This window comes from Sphingobacterium zeae (assembly GCF_030818895.1).
Taxonomy (GTDB): Bacteria; Bacteroidota; Bacteroidia; order Sphingobacteriales; family Sphingobacteriaceae; genus Sphingobacterium; species Sphingobacterium zeae.
Map to the genome: position 1 here is coordinate 2,038,401 of NZ_JAUTBA010000001.1, position 17,424 is coordinate 2,055,824.

The 17,424-nt window shown below is 44.1% G+C and carries 8 protein-coding genes; 7 read left to right on the plus strand and 1 reads right to left on the minus strand.

Translation table 11 applies throughout. The features are described 5' to 3' along the window. Positions 1-467 precede the first annotated feature (467 nt). The 7 genes from QE382_RS08500 to QE382_RS08530 all read left to right on the plus strand — a co-directional run bounded on the left by QE382_RS08500 (position 468) and on the right by QE382_RS08530 (position 16,544). A complete protein-coding gene (locus QE382_RS08500) occupies positions 468-4,370 on the plus strand; it encodes an ATP-binding protein (RefSeq protein WP_307185507.1) in 3,903 nt (1,300 codons plus the stop codon). A gap of 149 nt (positions 4,371-4,519) precedes the next feature. Then, positions 4,520-7,096: a glycoside hydrolase family 5 protein gene (locus QE382_RS08505; RefSeq protein WP_307185508.1), complete on the plus strand. Its 2,577-nt coding sequence runs from the start codon at positions 4,520-4,522 to the stop codon at positions 7,094-7,096. Between the two features lie 110 nt (positions 7,097-7,206). Continuing rightward, complete coding sequence (locus tag QE382_RS08510; protein ID WP_307185509.1) at positions 7,207-10,188, plus strand: SusC/RagA family TonB-linked outer membrane protein; 2,982 nt, start codon at positions 7,207-7,209, stop codon at positions 10,186-10,188. A 32-nt stretch (positions 10,189-10,220) separates the two neighbouring features. After that, on the plus strand, positions 10,221-11,786 hold the full coding sequence (locus QE382_RS08515; RefSeq protein ID WP_307185510.1) for a RagB/SusD family nutrient uptake outer membrane protein: 1,566 nt from the start codon (positions 10,221-10,223) through the stop codon (positions 11,784-11,786). A gap of 107 nt (positions 11,787-11,893) precedes the next feature. Then, a complete protein-coding gene (locus QE382_RS08520; protein WP_307185511.1) occupies positions 11,894-12,946 on the plus strand; it encodes a DUF5111 domain-containing protein in 1,053 nt (350 codons plus the stop codon). 36 nt (positions 12,947-12,982) lie between these two features. After that, positions 12,983-14,014, plus strand: a complete 1,032-nt coding sequence (locus QE382_RS08525) for a glycoside hydrolase family 53 protein (RefSeq protein WP_307185512.1) — start codon at positions 12,983-12,985, stop codon at positions 14,012-14,014. A gap of 64 nt (positions 14,015-14,078) precedes the next feature. Next, on the plus strand, positions 14,079-16,544 hold the full coding sequence (locus tag QE382_RS08530) for a glycoside hydrolase family 2 TIM barrel-domain containing protein (RefSeq protein ID WP_307185513.1): 2,466 nt from the start codon (positions 14,079-14,081) through the stop codon (positions 16,542-16,544). Positions 16,545-16,757: 213 nt separating this feature from the next. Here the strand turns inward: QE382_RS08530 and QE382_RS08535 are convergent, their stop codons facing one another. Next, positions 16,758-17,348, minus strand: coding sequence for an RNA polymerase sigma factor (locus tag QE382_RS08535; RefSeq protein WP_307185514.1), 591 nt, complete (start codon positions 17,346-17,348; stop codon positions 16,758-16,760). Positions 17,349-17,424: the final 76 nt, after the last annotated feature.

The window sequence follows — 17,424 nt, forward strand, 5'->3', positions numbered from 1 at the left end:
CGTATGGCCTTAACTTTGAAGGCTGCGTGTTGTATGGCTTTTAATGGGACACTATTAAAAAAATAAAAATAATTTAAACGATTTGCCGTGGACACTGTTATTTGATCGGAAATGTATTAATTAGTTAAATAAACGCAGGTTAAAGGATTGTTTTTTGTAGAGGCTAGGTTCGTGGTTGACCCAGCCTTTTTTTTTTACAAACAATTCCTAACTTTTTTTCTCTCTTATTTTTTAGGGACAGCAAATGAGAATCAACTAGTAACCAAATTGACCCATTTTGCACTTCTTGTTCAGTGCTCGTTCAGTGCTCGTTCAGTGCTTGTTCAGTGTGGACTGAATAAGCACTGACGAATTACTGTCTAAAAATCAATTAAAAACTGGTGTTAGGGATAGGTTGTTGTTAAGTTGTAGGCATATGAGGTATTCCATAAGAATTAACTAAGTTTGTAGCATAGCGCTTTTGAGTAATGCAATCTTTTTATTTCTGTTGTTTATTTTTTTGTTCCTTAATCAGCACTTCGGTTGTTGGACAATCGCTGGATTATCCGTCTTTCCGAAATATTTCTTTGGGTACGAACGCAAATACCGTACATTCATTTGCGCAAGATAGTTTGGGAATGTTATGGTTGGGAAGTAACAATGGCCTATTTAATTATGATGGCTATGCGCTGCAGCCGCTTACGGGAACTAAATATCCTTTTCAGACCTTTGTATATTGTATTGAAATGGTCGATGATAAGCATTTTGCATTGGGTACCGGACAGGGCGTGCTACTTTATAATTACCAGTTAGACCGTTTCGATTCTTTCCCTTCAGGAGGCCCTTCTGACGTCAGATCACTGCTGGTCGTGGGCAATACATTATGGATCGGCTCCATTGCTGGTTTGTACTGCTATGATATCAAGACGCATAAACTTGTCGACTATACCAAATCATTTCCCACGAATAAAGCCAGACCTGCCGTTTACGCACTGGATAAGATCGACGATAGCATCTTGATAGGCACGTATAATGGACTTTTTGAGTTAGATGTAATCCATAAAAAAATTGTTGCCTTAACACTACCCGACTATAAAAAAGGGAGCAACCAATTTGTAAATTCCATTTTTTCTGTTCCGGAGTTAAGCAAAACGTTTATTGGGACAGAGTACGGGTTATACTTGTACGATGCTAAAAAACATATGCTTCGTAAGACTCCTGTGCTACAGAACCATCCGATCAAGGCGATGGCATCGAAAGATTCTAACAGTTTATTGGTCGGGACCGACGACGGTCTTTTTACTTATCAGCTGAATCAGCAGATCGTAAAGCGGATCAAACATGATTCCCGTAATAGAAACTCGCTGGCCAATAATATTATATGGAGTATCTTTAAAGACCGAGCGGGAAATATTTGGTTAGGTACGGATTTTGGCTTTTCATTATGGTCTAATCGCAAGGTAGAAAAAACACTGCCTATATATCAATTAACAGCAAGTAACGACGGTAACCGTTTTTATAAAATTGCGAAGGACCGTAACGGTTGGTATTGGCTTGGGGGCGACAATGGTTTGATTCGGGTACATGGACTGGGCGATAGAAATGCTGAAAGCAACTGGTATCGGATGGATGCTGGAACCTATCGGCTGACCCATAACCGTATCCGCGATATCTATCAAGATCGTGCAGGATTGGTCTGGATTGCTTCTGACGGTGGAGTTGATGTGTTCGACGCGCGGACCAAGCAGTTTAAAAACCTGACGATTATCGATGCAACCGGCAAACGGAATGCCAAATGGTCCTATAATATGCTGGAAGATGGACAAGGTAATCTGTGGATCGCTTCCTATATGGGGGGCATATTTGTGGTCGACAGAAACAGACTCTTGGAAGCTACCGGTACGGTCGTGGCAAACCGAAATTTCAGCAAAGAGGATGGACTCTTAGAAGATTTTGCCAATCAGATTGTTGACAATGGAAGAGGAGAAATCTTGGCACTTTTCTATAACAAAGGAATTAGCAGCATTGATGTAGCTACCGGGAAGATCAGGGATCTTACGGATAGTGCGGGGCACCCGTTAGATCGCGCGACCTTTATGCTGAAGGATAAACAGCATACGGTGTGGGTCGGGGAACATGGCGAGCTGCGAAGAATTGCAGCGGATGGAAATAATACGTTGATTCGTTTTGATCCTGTTGGCAAGGGTGAAGTGACCGCTATGGCCGAAGTCAATGCCTATATCTGGGTAGCAACGAGTGCAGGCGTCTGGCAGATTAATAAGCAAAGTCTAAAAGCTGAATTATTGCGGTATGGACAGCGTGTATCTTCTATGTATTACGATACGGAGCGGGAGGAGGTCATTCTGGGCGGGGTTGATGAAATAGTTTTGTTACCTGCACAAAAGGAGGAAGCGGATGTAGACCGCGCGAAAAAGATTGTACTCACCGCAATGTATGTCAATAATGAAAGATTTGGTAGTTATGATTATGGTTTGCGCTACCGAAACGAAATCTCGTTAGCGCATGATCAGAACAACCTTCGGCTGGAGTTTTCTGACCTGGACTATGGGAATCATCTCGGCTATCGCCTTGCCTATTCGTTTAAAGGTAAAAATGAAACCTGGATTCCAATGGAACGCGGGGATAATAAGGTGTTACTGTCCAACTTAAATTCCGGAAGCTACGATCTTCAGTTGGCAAGGGTGGATAGTGCTGGACATGTAGTTTCTGAAATCTATACCTATGCGATTACAATACGCTACCCTTGGTATGCGACCTATTGGGCCAAAAGTCTTTACATACTCATTGCTGGTTTCTTGATCTTCTGGATAATCAACTTTTTTAGGGTACGCAGTACGCTGAAATGGGAGAGACGTGAGCGCCGTAAGGTTCAGGAGCTCACAAAGATGAAAATGGATTTTCTAACTGCTGTGTCGCATGAGCTGAAAACACCCTTGAGTCTGATCTTAGCTCCCGTGAGCCAAATGATGCGGCAGACCAAAAATAGCGATAAAAAGAAGCAGTTGGATGGCGTACATCGAAATGCCTTAAAAATCAGTCAGCTTATTCAGGAATTGATGACTTTTGATCAGGTGGAGCAGCAGCAAATGCCTTTACAGGGATTGCTGAATTCTCAAATTGATCTGGTCGATTATTGCACACAGCTTATAGCTGAATGGCAGCAAGTACCTGAATACAACAATATCCATATTGCATTTGCCACAACTGTAGAGAGCTTCTTTATACAGACGGATGTTGCCAAATTAGGATCAATCGTCAATAACCTCATCGCCAATGCCTGTAAGTATAATCGACCAGCGGGTAGTGTGAACATGCGGCTGGAAGTAAATGGTGACGATGTTAAGCTGATCGTTCGTGATACCGGAATTGGCATATCTTCTGAAGATTTCCCTTATATATTCAGTAAATTTTATCGCTCTTCTTTAAAAGAGGTCAATGAAGTACAAGGAACGGGAGTAGGCCTTTACTTAGTCAAAAGTTATTGTGAACAATTAGGCTGGGACATTGCGATAACAAGCGATCAAAAGGGTACAACTGCAACGCTTAACTGGAAGCAGGATCGTATAAACGGTACGAACCCTACCGCTGATACCAACACCTCAAGCAGAAAAAAACTGTTAATCGTCGAAGATAATGCCGAGCTTGCTGATTTTTTAAGAAATATCCTTCAAACAAATTACGATTGCAGTATCGTTGGCGACGGAGGCGAGGCAATACGGTTGATCGATGGGCATAGCTTTGTGCCGGATATTATCATTTCAGATGCCATGATGCCCAATATGGGAGGCATTGAAATGGTCAAAAGACTGCGCCAAAATACATTGACAGCGACAATACCTATCATTTTGTTAACTGCGCAAAGCGATGAGCTCATCAAACGTGAGTGGGTAGCTGTTGGCATAGATGCTTATATGGCTAAGCCTTTCGATCTGGATTTGCTTCAAATGCAGCTACAGCAGCTCCTGGAGAGGAAAAATAAGATTGTCGCTCAAGTGCGTATCGATCAAATCAGTCAACCAGCAGAACCAGTTGCGGTACATTCACCGGATGAAAAATTCCTGGCCAAAGTAACGCAGTTGATTGAAGAAAATATGGATGATTCGGAATTCTCCGTGCAGCGGCTCAGCGAACTCACTGATGTAGCGGCAAGGCAACTCTACCGAAAAATGAAGCAGCTCACGGGATATACTCCTGTGGAATATATTCGCAGTATCCGCATCAAAAAAGCCGCACTCTTGCTACAGCAAAAGAAGTTTACTGTAGCCGAAGTGATGTATATGGTCGGATTCTCCAATTCGTCCTATTTCTCAAAATGCTTTCAGTCGGAATTTGGTATGTCGCCAAAGGTTTATATGGAGTCTTATTCGTAAAGTGTTGTTTATTAGTGCTGTCTGATGGTTTAGAGATGTGGAGATGTCCAATTTGTGTTGTTCTTTGTCCGATATGTGGCCTTAAAAAATAATGCGGTTTGATAGCTTTGTAAGCGTAATAACCAAAAAATTATAAATCGATACAATCCATGCGTGTAATTATTTTATGCTGCCTTGCTCTTTTGGGGTACGCCAATACCTATGCACAGGTTAAGGCCAATAAAAATGTTCCTACAGTCTTTGTTGATCGCGAAGGTGTGATGCGCTGGTCCGACACCAGGGCTGAGGCCTCATTTTATGGGGTCAACTATACCGTTCCTTTTGCCCATGCTTTTCGGGCACTTCAGGCTAGAGGAATCGACCGTAAGCAGGCTATTGATCGGGACGTTTACCACTTTTCCCGTTTGGGGTATAATGCTTATCGTATCCATATCTGGGATGTGGAAATCTCGGATAGAAATGGAAACTTGATAAGCAATGAACACCTCGATCTATTGGACTACCTCTTTTTCAAACTGCAGGAGCGTGGCATCCGGATTTTAATTACCGGCATGACGAACTTTGGAAATGGTTATCCCGAAAAAAATGAAAATACGGATGCCTTTACCTACCACTATGATAAGTGTCAGATCCATGCCAATCCACAGGCAGTCGCAGCACAGGAAAAGTACATCAGCCAGTTGCTTCGCCATGTCAATCCGTATACGGGCTACGCTTATCAGGAAGATCCTTACGTTATTGGATTTGAAATTAATAACGAGCCGTGCCATACAGGTTCAGTTCAAACGACTTCGGACTATATTGCACGGATGGTTAAGGCCATAAAAAAAAGTGGTCATAAAAAGCCGGTTTTCTATAATGTCAGCCATAATATGGATCATGTGCAGGCTTATTTCAATGCTGATATCCAAGGAACCACCTATCAATGGTATCCTGTGGGATTGGTTGCAGGAAGAGAGCGTTTGGGAAATTTTCTGCCTTACATCGATCAATACCGCATTCCCTTTGCAAACTTGAAAGGGTTTGCCAATAAAGCAAAGGCCGTATACGAGTATGATCCTGCAGACAATCTCTACAGCTACCTGCATCCCGCGATGAGCCGTACATTTCGTTCGGCTGGTTTTCAATGGATCACGCAATTTGCTTACGATCCGATGGATATCGCGGCCTACAATACCGAATATCAGACCCATTATCTCAATCTAGCCTACACACCGGCAAAAGCATTGAGTACGTTAATTGCTGCGGAGGTAGCCTATGCAATCCGCAGGAATAAAAAATTCAATCCATACCCGCAGAATATTTCGTTTGGCGATTTTGAGGTGAGCTATGATCAGGATCTCGCCATGATGAATGCACAGGATAAATATTTTTATACGAATAATACAACAGTCAAACCCGTAAAGCCAGAGAAATTGATGCATATTGCCGGCCATGGTTCATCGCCTGTAGTGGAGTACGGCGGATCTGGTGCCTATTTTTTGGATCGTTTGGAAGAAGGTTTATGGCGTCTGGAGGTGATGCCGGATGCAGAAAAAATCGCCGATCCTTTTGCCAAGCCGTCGCCAAGCCGCGAGGTGGTACATATCTTGTACCGGTCTCAGGCGATCGATATTCAAATTCCTGACCTTGGCGAGATGTTCACCGTGCAGCAGCTTTCTCACAAAACTGGTGTGGTGGAAGATTTTATAGTACCTAAAACCAGTTTCAGTGTTGAACCAGGCGTTTACCTGCTGAAGCGAAAGCATGTGCAGCTAAAAAATAGCTGGACAGCCTCTTCATCCTGGAAAAATGGACGACTGGGTGAATTTTATGCGCCAGCAACTGTGCCACTGAAACAAGCTCTGCTAATACACCAGCAGCCCGAGGCACTGGAAAAAGGGCGTAGCGCCAAATTGGAGTTCCGCTACATCTTTGAACAGCAACCCGATTCGATTATTTTACAAACGGATCAGATCTCATTTTGGAACGACCATAATCCTTATATTAAGCTGATCCCGAAAGATAGGTATAGGTATGAAGCGGATATTCCGGCAGCTTTGCTAACGGGCAATGCGTTAAAATATACAGCCACGGTGTTCGTTGGAGGTAAGCAGTTTACTTATCCAGACAATCAGGCCGGAGCTCCGCTCGACTGGGACTATCGCGTTAATACCTATTGGACGGTCGGATTATATGAACAGCATGCGCCGATTTCGCTGTTTGAATCATTGTCCAAGGTCGCTAATTTCGAAACTTTCGCCATTCCAGAAACCGCTTATATGACTGCCGAATGGAAACAGCAAGATTTAGGGAAGCTGCCTTTCTGGACGTATAGCTTTCACGCCAAGGATTCGAGCGCGCAGTATTTTTGGCTCAAAGATATCAAAACAAAAATTCTTGATCGGCCAGTTGGAATCAATCATGTTAAAAAACTTTGTATACTCTTAAAACACACCGGTGGCAATCCGACGCTAAAAGCAGGTTTTGTCACAAACAAAGGGTACACCTACCTCAAAAAAATAGATGCTGTTTCAGCTACTGAAAGGTTGGTTTGCCTCGATTTAGCAGATTTACAGCTGGTACCAACGGCTTTGTTGCCTGCCCCTTATCCCGTTTTTCTTGAACGGTTTTTTAAACCGGTAGTTTCTGATCAATTTGATAAAAGAGCGATCGAAAAGCTCATTATCTCAGGCGAAAATATGGCGGGCGTTGTGCTGTCTGTAGCCGCGGTCTGGCTGGAGTAGTGTATAAAGACAGTAGTTTGGCAAATTGGCCGAATCGAGCGCTGAAGTGAGTGTAGCGAAGGAATTGCAGCAAAGGAAAGAAACAATTATAAACACATAAATAAAAAAAAATGAAAGGTTTTGCATTTAAAACAAGTTTATTGGGCTTGTCATTGCTGTCCTGCCTTGGGGAAACGCAGCTCTATGCGGCAACGAAAGGGGAGAGTAAATGGATCAGGTTGATGCAACAACAGGATGTCCGCGGGGTAGTCCGCAATGAACAGGGGCAACCGATGGCCGGTGTCACGGTGTTGGTGACTGGGACCACCGTGGGAACTTCTACGGCCAACGATGGTACCTATCGTATTTCATTGCCGAAAGGCAAATCGCAACTGTCATTCTCGATAGTGGGGTACACCAGTCAAACCTTGACGGTATCCGGAACATCTTTAGACATTAAGTTGGTATCGGCGGGAAATGTTTTGGAAGAGCTGGTCATCGTAGGTTATGGCAGTAGTACAAAAAAGGATCTAACGGGTGCCGTCAGCACGGTAGGTAGCAAAGATTTTAATACGGGGTTGGTCGGTTCTCCCGAACAGCTGATCAATGGGAAAACGGCTGGCGTCCAGGTGATGTCCAACAGTGGTTCGCCTTCCTCGGGAAGTACCATACGTATTCGTGGTGGCGCTTCTTTGAGTGCCAGCAACGATCCACTGATCGTATTGGATGGGGTACCTTTGGAAACTGGCGGCATCAGCGGCAACAGTGGCAATTTTCTTAGTCTGATCAATCCCAATGATATTGAAAGCATGACCGTACTCAAAGATGCATCTTCCACAGCGATTTATGGATCTCGTGCATCAAATGGGGTATTGTTGATAACGACAAAGAAAGGAAAAGGGGATACACTACGGCTTTCTTTTTCCTCCATTGTGTCCATGCAACAGGCGATGGGTGTGGCTGATATGATGTCGCGCGATGAATTTGCCAACCTGATCAATAGCAAGGGAACTTCTGCGCAAAAAGCGCTATTGGGTAATGCCTCGACAGATTGGCTTGCTGAGGTTTTTCAGGATGCCATAGGAACGGACAATAATTTAAGTTTGCAGGGAAAGATCGGTAAGGCCCTGCCTTTTCGAGCTTCTGCGGGCTATTACAATCAACAGGGAACTTTGCGCACCGACAAGACGGAGCGTATGACGGGAGCGTTTGTGTTAAATCCGACATTTTTTGACAAACACCTCGCGGTAAATCTGAATGTTAAAGGAGCCCGAAATAACAACAGTTTTGCCAATACCGAAGCGATATGGTCTGCTGTGGCGTTCAATCCGACGCAGCCAATTTATTCGGGGGTGGATGCCTACGGTGGCTATTACGAGAGTCTCGATAATGCCGGTCTTCCAGCAACAGGTGCAAATCTCAATCCACTGGGCCTGCTTCGTCAGGAGAAGCACCTTAGTACAGTCAATCGAGCTGTAGGTAATCTTGATCTTGATTATAAGTTTCATATGCTACCCGAATTGAAAGCTCACGTCACGCTCGGATATGACTATGCGAAAGGGAATGGGTCAAATCTAATTCCTGCAAGTGCAGCCAATAATTTTACGATTGGAGGCGCTTTTGACCGGTATGAACAGACTCTTAAAAATAAACTATTCACAGGTTATCTAAATTATAACAAGTTTTTTGCAGACTTAAAAAGCACGGTTGACATTACTGCTGGCCACGACTATCAATATTGGAGTGCAGGGCGCCCACCGATCGTGTACTATAATGAAGCAGGCGATATACGTTCTACCGCTATCGCGTCAGACGAGCGCCATACGCTGATCTCTTGGTATGGTCGGATCAACTACAATTACGACAGCCGTTATTTACTGACAGCAACGGTCCGGAAGGACGGCACATCACGATTCAGTCCAGAAAATCGCTGGGGAACGTTTCCTTCTGTCGCCTTGGCATGGCGCCTTTCACAGGAATCTTTCATGAAAGGCATCTCGTTTTTGGACGATTTGAAGCTCCGTGCAAGTTATGGTATAACAGGACAGCAGGAAGGTATCGGCAATTATGAGTATTTGCCGGTTTATAATTTGGGAACCGCTTATGCCCAATATCGGTTTGGCGATCAGTATCATCTGGTGTATCGTCCATCGGTCTACAACAGGGATTTACGCTGGGAGACAACCAAAGCATTTAACTACGGTCTGGATTTTGGATTATGGAAGAATAGGGTATCTGGTGCAATTGAATATTATACAAGAAAAACACATGATCTACTCGCCAATGTGCCCGTGGCGGCAGGAACAAACTTTGACCAGAACGCAACCATTAACGTCGGCAATGTTGAAAGCAGTGGTTTCGAATTTCAATTGAATACTGTCCCTATTCAAAAAGATAACCTGCGCTGGGAAGTTAATATCAATGCAACCAATCAACACACAAAAGTTACTAATATAGCCCTCGTACAGGATGCGAATGCGGTTGGAACGTACGTCGGTCCTAATGTCAGTGGCCGTGGCATACAGATCCTGACAACGGGATATCAACCTTACATGTTCTATGTGTACAAGCAATTGTACAACGAGGCAGGGAAACCGTTGGAAGGCGTGTACGCTGATCTGAATGGTGATGGTGCGATCAATGAAAAAGACCTGTATCGCTATCAATCCCCGGCCGCAAAATGGCTGTTCGGTTTCAATACACAGTTAACGTACAAAAAATGGACAGCAGCTACTACGCTACGCGCAAATTTGGGAAACTACGTCTTCAATAATACAAAAATGAACCTCAGTGCGTGGGAAACCGTTCAATATGTAGATCCGTCGATCAATAACCTTCATCGGGATTACTTGCATACCGGATTTCAAACTAGACAGTATTATTCAGATTACTATGTTGAAAATGCTTCCTTCCTTCGAATGGAAAATCTTTCCGTGAACTATACTTTCGGCAAAGTGGGCAAGATTTCCAATTTACGCGTGGGTGCAGTAGCGCAGAATGTTTTTATTGTGAGCAAATATAGCGGTATGGACCCTGAGGTTCCGAGTGGATTTGACAGTTCGTTTTACCCACGCTCGAGAACATTCTCCTTGAGCGTCAATATGGATTTTTAATGGCTACCTGAAAAAAGAAAACTTATATAAGGATGAAAAATATAAAAAGATTTTGTTTTGGAGTGTTTAGTATAATTTTATTACTACACTCCTGCACCAAGGACTTAAACCAATATCCAACTGTGGAAACGACATCGGAATCGGTCTATACTTCGGTAGAGGGGTACCGTTCGGTCCTTGCTAAATTGTATGCCTCTTTTGCTGTTGCAGGCAATGGGCGTGGTGATGCCGATCCGGACATGGCGGGTAGCACAGCCTCTTGGGGCTACCTTCGGGTGTATTTTAATCTGCAGGAAGTGCCTACAGATGAAGTGATTTACACCTGGGCGGGCGGCGATAACATGACCGATATTCAGTATATGACCTGGGGAGCGTCCGATACATGGGTCAATGCCATGTATTACCGGATTTATTATACGGTCGCTATCTGCAACGAATTTCTGCGAAATGCCACCACAGAGAAATTGGCAACATTTAGTTCGACCGAGCAGACGCAGATCCTGACATTTGCTGCTGAAGCTCGTTTTCTGCGTGCACCGGCCTATAGTCATGCGATGGACTTGTATGGAAATGTTCCATTTGTGACTGAGAACGATCCTGTAGCTGCGTTTTTTCCACCACGGATGGCGAGGGGTGATCTTTTCAACTTTATTGAAAAGGAACTTTTGGAGGTCGCAGCAATCTTGCCAGAAGCGCGTAAAAATGAATATGGACGGGTGAGCCGTGCTGCCGCATGGTCGTTATTGGCTAAGAATTATCTGAATGCTCAGGTGTATACGGGTACAGCACGGAACGCAGACTGTCTGAACTATGCAAAAAAAGTGATTGATGCCGGATATACCTTAAATGCAAATTATAAGCAGGTGTTTAATGCCGATAACGATAAGCGAACCAATGAAATTATCTTCCCGATAGAAGCAGATGTGGCACACACCACTACCTGGGGTGCGACTACTTATCTGGTTAATGGCCCTATTGTGGGGAGCATGAAATCGTCAGACTATGGCGTACTTTCTGGCTGGAATAGTTTTCGTACACTTCGCGAATTTGTAAGCATTTTCAAAGCGGAAGATAAAAGAGGTGATTTTTGGATAAATGGGCAGTCTTTGGACGTAGAAGATCCAGCCGCATCAAGCCAAGGTTACGGATTGGTGAAGTTTACGAATTTGAAGGATGATGGCACCTATACGACAGACGAAGGTTTGGTGAGTACGGATTTTCCGATAATCCGCCTGGCCGATGTTTATCTGATGTATGCCGAAGCCGTACTGCGCGGTGGCGGCGGTAGTGTACAGGAAGCCCTTACTCTCGTCAACGCCATCAGACAAAGGGGATATGGAAGTTCCGCTGGCACTATCGAGCAGGCGCAGCTCACGCTAGATTTTATCCTTGCGGAGCGCGGACGTGAACTGTTTTGGGAATGTACGCGCCGCACAGACCTCATTCGATTTGGAAAATTTACCGGAAGTGCTTACCTCTGGCAATGGAAAGGAGGGGATATGAATGGACGTTCTGTGGATACAAAGTTCAATCTGTATCCGATTCCAACAACAGATATGAGCGCTAATCCGAATTTAATTCAAAATGCAGGCTATTAGCCTAGTAATGTATTGATAAATCGATGGAATAGTTTTGCGAGCCAGCAGTGGAGCTGCTGCGCATAAACGGCTATTTCCATACGGGTTTTTAAAGATAATGATGACTTATGAAACAATTGACACTTTATATTTTGGTATTGCTTTTCGCTGCCTGTAAAAAGGAGGGCGGGACACCAGCTGTCGGGGGAATAAAACCTGCAGTGTTGCACAGCAGTACATCGGAATTGGTTTTAAAATCTACCGATCGCAAAACTGTGGCACTGCAGCTTGTATGGGACGAGGCGATCTTGACCAGCGAAGAACCGATGGCGCAGTCGGCCTTAAAAAATAAGATAGAAATAGCGGCAGATCCCTCTTTTTCTGTTATTGACAAAAGTATCGAACAGGTGGCCAGCTCAATCAGCTATACGCATGAACAAGTGAATACCCTCGTCACGGGGATGGGATTTGTGCCTGATGAAAAAAAGGTGCTGTATGTCCGAATTGCTTCGCGATTGGGGGCCAATACAGACTGGCTCTACAGTAATGTGATTGCGTTAACTATCACGCCTTACCAACCAGTTGATGAGGCAGCTTACCTTTATCTTTCGAACAAAGAAATGACGCAATTCCCGTGGAAACTCTGTTCAAGAAAAGAAGATGGTTTTTACGATGGTTTTGTACGTCTCGACCAATGGTACAACTTCTATTTAGCCAATGCAGAAAGTGCCAGTGCATCACTTATCTATGGTTCTTATCCATTGGATGGTAGCCAATACATTTTATATAGCGGGGCAGATCGCTGGAACTGCTGGACAAGCAAAGGCGGATATCTGTACCTGACCGCCGATGTTAATAAGTTGGCCTGGAAAGAAACGGCTGTGGAATCGATGACGGTGACGGGCGACTTTAACGGTTGGAGCGCAACAGCCACGCCGATGACCTATGACCAAACGGCGAAAGTTTGGAAGGCAACAATCACGACAACAGCAGCTGAACAGTGGGGCATAAAAGTGTTGATCAATGGCAGTTGGACCTGGTTTTTTGGAGCCGCGGAAGGGGATGGCAACTGTGCACTATATACAGCAGATGGCAGTGGATTTGCTTATGACAAAGTGGGGACACATACGTTGATCCTCGATCTGAGCGATCCTAAACAGTTTAAGTATCATGTGGAGTAAACATCAATAGGATGACTCCTTAAATAATTGAATCGAATGAAAAAATTAACAATAGGAAAGGTATTTGCCGCAGCGATAGGCTTTTGTTTGGTGCTGTCTAGCTGCAGCAAAAAAGATAGCTTCGAGCCCGCTGCAACCGCATCGCATTTGGCAAAAGGGGCTGATGTCAGCTGGATTACGGAAATGGAGGCTTCGGGTGTACAATTTTTCAACGCTGGAGGAAATGCAGTCGATGGACTAAAATTATTGCGTGGATTGGGGATGGATGCTGTACGACTGCGCGTTTGGGTAGATCCCGAACGTGGTTGGTGCAATAAGAACGACGTGTTGGTTAAAGCACGTCGCGCACATCATTTGGGAATGCGGATCATGGTGGATTTTCATTATAGTGACACCTGGGCAGATCCTGGACAGCAGACAAAGCCTGAAGCATGGAAGAGTTTGGCATTTAATGACTTAAAGAAAGCTGTAAGCGAGCATACAAAAGAGGTGCTACAATTACTGAAAGACAACGATATTACACCGGAATGGGTGCAGGTAGGCAATGAAACCGGGAATGGGATGTTGTGGAATGATGGTAAAGCTTCGGAGAGCATGGCTAACTATGCTGTATTGAATAATGCAGGCTATGATGCAGTAAAGATGATTTTTCCGACAGCCAAAGTGATCATCCATCTACACAATGGATTTGATAATAATTTGTTCCGTTGGATGTTCGATGGTCTGAAGGAAAACGGCGGGAAGTGGGATGTGATCGGCATGTCACTTTATCCGACTCCTGAAAATTGGAAGGAACGGAATACAGCCTGTGTCAGTAACATCAAAGATATGATTGCGCGATACAATTCAGAGGTCATGATCTGCGAAGTGGGCATGAGCTGGGATGCCGCCGATACCGCAGAAATCTGGCTCAAAGATCTTTTCGGCTCGATCAATACCGTGCCGGATCACAAGGTGTTGGGAATATTTTATTGGGAACCTTTGGCTTATGGCGGTTGGAATGGCTATACGTTAGGCGCATTTGATAACAACGGACGTCCCACAAAAGCCTTGAATGCTTTTAAATAGACTATATTTATAGCGCTGAATGATGATAATGAAATTCAACTTTAGACCCTAAACCCATAATTTGATGATGAGACTATTGCATATCGCTTTCGTATTATTCATTTTGTTTTTATTCGTGCCGACAGAAATGAATGGACAATCTGTACGTCAGTCTTTCTTGTTGGAGAAAAACTGGCGCTTTTTTCAGGGTGAAGTTGCCGATGGCGAACAGACGACATTGGACGACAAGAATTGGAAAAATGTGACTGTACCGCACGATTGGGCTATTGCCGGACCTTTTGACCGTGCACACGATTTGCAGGATGTCGCTGTGACACAAAATGGAGAGAAAAAAGCGACTGTAAAAACGGGCCGAACCGGAGGCCTACCTTATGTTGGTGTAGGCTGGTATCGTACCAAGTTTGATGCACCTCAGTTTGATCCCAGTAGTAAACGCGTGGTGCTTAAATTTGATGGTGCAATGAGTGAAGCCCGGGTCTATGTCAATGGAAAGGAAGCTTGCTTCTGGCCGTATGGTTATAATGCATTTCATTTTGATGTGACCGAATTGCTGCATAAGGATGGCAGGAACAATACTGTTGCCGTCCGATTGGAAAATAAAGCACAATCTTCACGTTGGTATCCCGGTGCAGGACTCTATCGGAATGTGCATGTAATTGTTACCGAGAAGATTCATATGCCTGTTTGGGGAGCCCATATCACCACGCCGTTTGTCTCAGACAGTCTGGCGTCAGTAAAGTTGGAAACCACTTTGGAGCATGCAGATGGTAAATCGGTGCGCATGGTAACTGCAATTTTGAATGCAGAAGGCCGTGTCGTGGCCCAGAAAGAAAATGAGCAAAAACTAAACTACGGTAAGGCCTTTGTACAAAATTTTGAAGTTCTAAAACCGGCGCTATGGAGCCCCGAACAGCCTAATTTATACCGAGCTTCGACGCAAGTTTATGTTGATGGTAAGTTAATGGATAGTTTCGAGACTCGTTTTGGTATTCGGGAGGTGCGTATCATTGCCGATCGGGGATTTATGTTAAATGGAAAGATTCGAAAGTTTCAAGGTGTCTGTAATCATCATGATCTCGGTCCATTGGGTGCGGCAGTAAATGTGTCGGCTTTACGCTATCAATTGCAATTGCTCAAAGATATGGGGTGCGATGCTGTGCGCACCGCTCACAACATGCCTGCTCCGGAGCTTGTTTCGCTATGCGATGAATTGGGATTGATGATGATGATCGAACCTTTTGACGAATGGGACATTGCTAAATGTAAAAGTGGATACCATCGTTTTTTTGCGGATTGGGCAGAGCGGGATATGGTCAATATGATTCATCATTTTAGAAATAACCCATCCGTGGTGATGTGGAGTATCGGGAATGAGGTGCCGACACAATGCAGTGCCGACGGATATAAAGTAGCTTCGTTTTTACAGGCTATCTGCCATCGGGAAGACCCCACTCGTCCGGTGACCTGTGGTATGGACCAGGTTAGTTGCGTGCTGGAAAATGGTTTTGCTAGCTTACTGGATGTTCCGGGACTGAACTATCGTACGCAACGTTATGAGGAGGCTTATTCGAAATTGCCACAAAATATAGTACTGGGTTCTGAAACGGCATCCACCGTAAGTTCTAGGGGTGTATATAAATTTCCTGTGGTCAAAAAGGATGACATGCTATATCCTGATCATCAGTCGACGTCTTACGATATGGAATATTGTTCATGGTCCAATCTACCAGATGAGGATTTTGCCTTGGCAGAAGACCATCATTGGACGATGGGTCAATTCGTATGGACTGGATTTGATTACCTCGGTGAGCCGTCCCCATACGATACAGATGCATGGCCCAACCACAGTTCGATGTTTGGCATTATTGACCTGGCAAGTATTCCCAAGGACCGTTATTACCTCTACAGAAGTTTGTGGAATAAAAATGAACATACCTTGCACATTCTTCCACATTGGACATGGCCAGATCGGGTGGGCCAGCAGACACCTGTTTTCGTTTATACGGACTATCCAAGTGCAGAACTTTTTATCAACGGCAAGAGTCAGGGGAAACGAAGTAAAAATAAGCATTCTTTGCAGGAGCGTTATCGCCTGATGTGGATGGAAACACGATATGAACCCGGAGAAATCAAGGTTGTTGCTTATGATGAATCGGGAGAGCCGGTAGCTGAAAAGAGCGTACGAACAGCGGGAAGCCCGTTCCGGATTAAAATGGAAACGGTGCATGATTCCATTGCTGCTGATGGGCGTTCGTTGGCTTACATCCGTGTCAAAGCAGTGGATAAACAAGGGAATCTCTGCCCGCATGCCAATGGATTAGTGCGATTTGAAGTTGGGGGAGCTGGTGCGTTTAAAGCCTTGGCTAATGGAGATCCAACGAACTTGGAGTCTTTTGAAAAACCACAGATGCACCTGTTCAATGGTCAGCTTACGCTGATTGTTCAGGCAGGCGAAAAATCGGGAAGTATCCGGATAAAGGCAAAGAGTACAGGACTGAAAGAGGGTTTATTCACCGTTCAGGCATATTGATCTTTTCGTTAGAGGCTTTTGAGAATGCTTTTTTGAACGAGTCACTCTATTTGTACTGATTCAAAGATGCTAGAGTTGATCGATTTCTTTGATCAGCTTTAGCATCTTGATGAATAAAGATTTTAAAGTCGGTGTATTTTATAAATTTGGTCATCAAGTGATCGCAAAATAGGAGATGCTTTGGAAATAACCAATATAAGACGGTTATTGGTTTTAGGAGTATATAAATTTGATGGCACACAACAGCACGAGCAGCGGTTGTTTTGGCATACCCATAATGCCTTTCAGGGCTTCCATGGCGCGATTATTCAGTTTATACAAACTCTTAACAGATATGTTCGTTAGTACACTGATTTCTTCGTAGCTCAGTTCCTCGAAATACCGAAGAAAAATCACCTCTTTTTGTTTAGCTGTTAGTTGTTCTAATGCCTGAATGAGCTTTAATGCTGTCTGTCGTTGTTCTTCCGTTGCAATATAAGCAGACTCGACATCGTAGGTGAGCTGGAAATCATCTTTTTCACCAAATGAAGATAGTTTGCCGTCTCGCAATTGGGTATTCAGTAGGCTATTTTTTAAAGCAACAAGCAAATAATGTTTCGGATTGGAAATACTTCGTAGCTTGCTCCGGTTTTCCCAAAACTTAATAAATACATCCTGAATGGCGTCTCTGACATAATCCTCGTCTTTTACCCGACGCATACCATATTCATATAGACTGGGTAACAACGCACGATAGATCTGCTCGAAAGCTTGTTTGTCGCCATCAATAAAATCATTCCAGTACCGATCTATGGTGTTGTTCATCTTCGAATTTATACCATTAAATGAAATAGATCATTTGCTTCTCCAAAAATAGTAAAGATTTAATAACAATGATAAA

What these genes read in the sequence shown, in the direction of transcription:
- QE382_RS08500 (WP_307185507.1), top strand. Translation starts at nt 468, where the DNA reads ATGCAATCTTTTTATTTCTGTTGTTTATTTTTTTGTTCCTTAATCAGC.
- QE382_RS08505 (WP_307185508.1), top strand. Translation starts at nt 4,520, where the DNA reads ATGCGTGTAATTATTTTATGCTGCCTTGCTCTTTTGGGGTACGCCAAT.
- QE382_RS08510 (WP_307185509.1), top strand. Translation starts at nt 7,207, where the DNA reads ATGAAAGGTTTTGCATTTAAAACAAGTTTATTGGGCTTGTCATTGCTG.
- QE382_RS08515 (WP_307185510.1), top strand. Translation starts at nt 10,221, where the DNA reads ATGAAAAATATAAAAAGATTTTGTTTTGGAGTGTTTAGTATAATTTTA.
- QE382_RS08520 (WP_307185511.1), top strand. Translation starts at nt 11,894, where the DNA reads ATGAAACAATTGACACTTTATATTTTGGTATTGCTTTTCGCTGCCTGT.
- QE382_RS08525 (WP_307185512.1), top strand. Translation starts at nt 12,983, where the DNA reads ATGAAAAAATTAACAATAGGAAAGGTATTTGCCGCAGCGATAGGCTTT.
- QE382_RS08530 (WP_307185513.1), top strand. Translation starts at nt 14,079, where the DNA reads ATGATGAGACTATTGCATATCGCTTTCGTATTATTCATTTTGTTTTTA.
- QE382_RS08535 (WP_307185514.1), bottom strand. Translation starts at nt 17,348, where the DNA reads ATGAACAACACCATAGATCGGTACTGGAATGATTTTATTGATGGCGAC.